The organism is Neobacillus drentensis (assembly GCF_036966985.1).
GTDB classification, from domain to species: Bacteria; Bacillota; Bacilli; order Bacillales; family Cytobacillaceae; genus Neobacillus; species Neobacillus drentensis_E.
Genome location: NZ_JBALSN010000614.1, coordinates 1 through 2571, shown reverse-complemented (window position 1 = coordinate 2571; position 2571 = coordinate 1). Strand labels below are relative to the sequence as shown.

The 2571-nt window shown below is 37.8% G+C and carries 3 protein-coding genes; 1 reads left to right on the top strand and 2 read right to left on the bottom strand.

Annotated elements, in window-relative coordinates:
- Together V7659_RS29090 and V7659_RS29085 are read right to left on the bottom strand one after the other, a co-directional pair.
- Positions 1-1275, bottom strand: a 1275-nt coding sequence (locus V7659_RS29090; RefSeq protein ID WP_335543525.1) for a GTP-binding protein, incomplete at its 3' end; no start/stop codon positions are given.
- Between the two features lie 133 nt (positions 1276-1408).
- Complete coding sequence (locus V7659_RS29085) at positions 1409-1921, bottom strand: DUF3231 family protein (RefSeq protein WP_335543524.1); 513 nt, start codon at positions 1919-1921, stop codon at positions 1409-1411.
- Positions 1922-2187: 266 nt separating this feature from the next.
- Here V7659_RS29085 and V7659_RS29080 point away from each other — a divergent pair.
- The coding region (locus V7659_RS29080; RefSeq protein ID WP_335543529.1) for a LysE family transporter at positions 2188-2571 on the top strand (384 nt) is incomplete at its 3' end.

Genomic DNA, 2571 nt, shown 5'->3' with positions numbered 1-2571 from the left:
AAAATGACCATAACCGATAACCGTTGAACCAATTGTTTCTTTATATAAGATTTCCGGATCTGCAAATGAGACATCAAAAGAAAACCGTTCCTTGATTATATGTTTTAGAACTTCAAGTTGAATGACCCCCATGACATGAATGTGGATCTCCTGGGTGCGTTCCTCCCAGGTGACATTTAAAGCAGGGTCTTCGGCATTTAACATTTTAAAATACCTCAACACTTCTTTCACATTCATCGTTGGATCGAATATTACCTTTGACTTTAATGCAGAGACCATCTCGTATTCTGCTCTTTCTTCTAATGACCCCAAACCATCTCCAGCTGAAACTTCCGACAACCCTATTACGGCAAAAATATCTCCTGCCGATATTTGGTCGGACGTTTTAAATTTACTTCCATTATAAAGTCTAATTTGAGTGATTTTTTCATGGAGTAGCTTTTCATCCACACTGTAACTTAATTCATCTCTTACTTTTAATGTTCCACGCAGTGCCTTAATAAACGTAATTCGTGTTCCTTTTTCATCATAGCGAATTTTATATACACGACCGGCGAAAAGTTCGTTACTTGGATAATTTGTAGTAGTTAATAGATCCAGTTTTTCAAGAAAGCTGTCAACGCCGATATCTTGTAAAGCGGATCCAATAACACATGGGAAGAGCTGATTTACTTTTACTAGTTTCCTCATCGTTTCTAACCAAAGTAGGGGGTGATATCCAGATTCCATGTATATTTCCAATAGGGATTCATCCCGTTCAGCAATAAATTCAATTAGTTCATCATCCATTTGACCATCTATTAATGTTTCAGTGATATCAACAACATCTGTGGTTAAGTTACTGCGAATTTCCTCTAAAACTCTAGCCGAATCAGCACCAACTCGATCAACTTTGTTGATAAAGAAAAATGTGGGCACATGATGTTTTTGCAGGAGATTCCAAACGGTTTCTGTGTGTCCTTCGATTCCTTCAACCGCACTAATAATCACAATCGCGTAATCCATCACTTGAATCGCCCGTTCCATTTCAGGGGAAAAGTCGACATGTCCAGGTGTATCTATCATAAAATAAGTGGATTCGTTATATGAAAACACCGCCTGATCGGCAAATACTGTGATTCCTCGTTGTTTTTCTATGTCATGTGTATCAAGAAAGGTATCCTGATGATCGACACGGCCTCTTTGTCTAATTGTTTTCGTATGGTAGAGCAGCTGCTCGGCCAATGTTGTTTTTCCAGCATCGACATGAGCAAACATGCCAATCGTTTTTTTCATGGTGCCACCTCAAATGTTCTTTATATCATAATTATTATACCAAATAGGTGATCCATGTTACTTGAAAATTGCTAGTATAAAAACAGAAAAAACACGGCAAAAGCTATCCGTGTTTTTTCTAACGATAAAATTTTTAACAATCATGGTGTTTATTAAGGTGTAATGGAGGTGGGATTAACCAGCCTTTTTCTTTATTTAAACGCAAGACCTTACCACCCAAAGCGACCTTTTGATTATGGAACTGCGCGTACATCAATGCTACATCTTCTCTTATCGATTTACCGATTACCTGACTGCATAATACTAAACCAGCTGCTATATCAGCAGAAAGTGTAGCTGCAATAGCCGGATCGGGAATTCTTGCTCCAACAGGAATTTCTTCTAGGCATGCTTCTGGAGGCTCAGGTGCTGCTGGTGGTAAGCCAATACCATTTTCTTTTAAAAGTTCTTCCACTTGTTTCTTTTCCTGCTGGCAAATTTCAATTGCTTCAACTAATAATTTCTTTAAATCATCGTCACCGGCATGATTTAACATCGTTTGATATCCGGCAATCATGCCATTTCCAACTAATTGTGATGACCAAATATCAAAGACTTCACCGTAGTGCAATGGCTCTTCTTTCGGATTTCCACTTAGTATACCCATTGTTGCCCTCCTCAGTGTATAAGTAAGTCTATTCATACAAAGTGCCACCTTTCCTTAAGCACAGCACATCTATATATTGTCCAGGGAATTCAAATTTCATGTAATTACTTACAGTTAGAAGAAAAAAACAATATAACTGAGACTTCTCATTCACTTTGTGTCTACACGTCCATCGGATAGGATTCGAATTCATTTTTTGGACATGTTTTTAGCTTTTTTTCATAAAATGTACAAGTTAACACATCGGTGAGAGTGGAGTGGTTTTTCTGAATATGAGTATTTTGGCAGGTTACATAATCTTGGGATTTACATTAGCGGCTCCCATTGGCCCGGTGAATTCTGCTCGGTTGGATAAGGGGATTAAGAATGGTTTTTGGCATGCCTGGGTGGTTGGAGTGGGCTCGATGATTGCTGATGGGATTTTTATGCTGTTAGTCTATTTAGGGATGGTTAAATTTCTTGGTATTCCCATTGTACAAATTTTTCTTTGGTTATTTGGTGGATTTATTCTTATTTATTCAGGAGTAGAAAGTATTAAAAATGCAAATACGATAACCCTTAATTATAGCAGGCAAAAGGAGTCTTTACTTAAGTGCTTCCTAACAGGATTCATTATGTCAATTACAAGCCCTTTGTCTATACTTTTCTGG

What these genes read in the sequence shown, in the direction of transcription:
- V7659_RS29085 (WP_335543524.1), bottom strand. Translation starts at nt 1,921, where the DNA reads ATGGGTATACTAAGTGGAAATCCGAAAGAAGAGCCATTGCACTACGGT.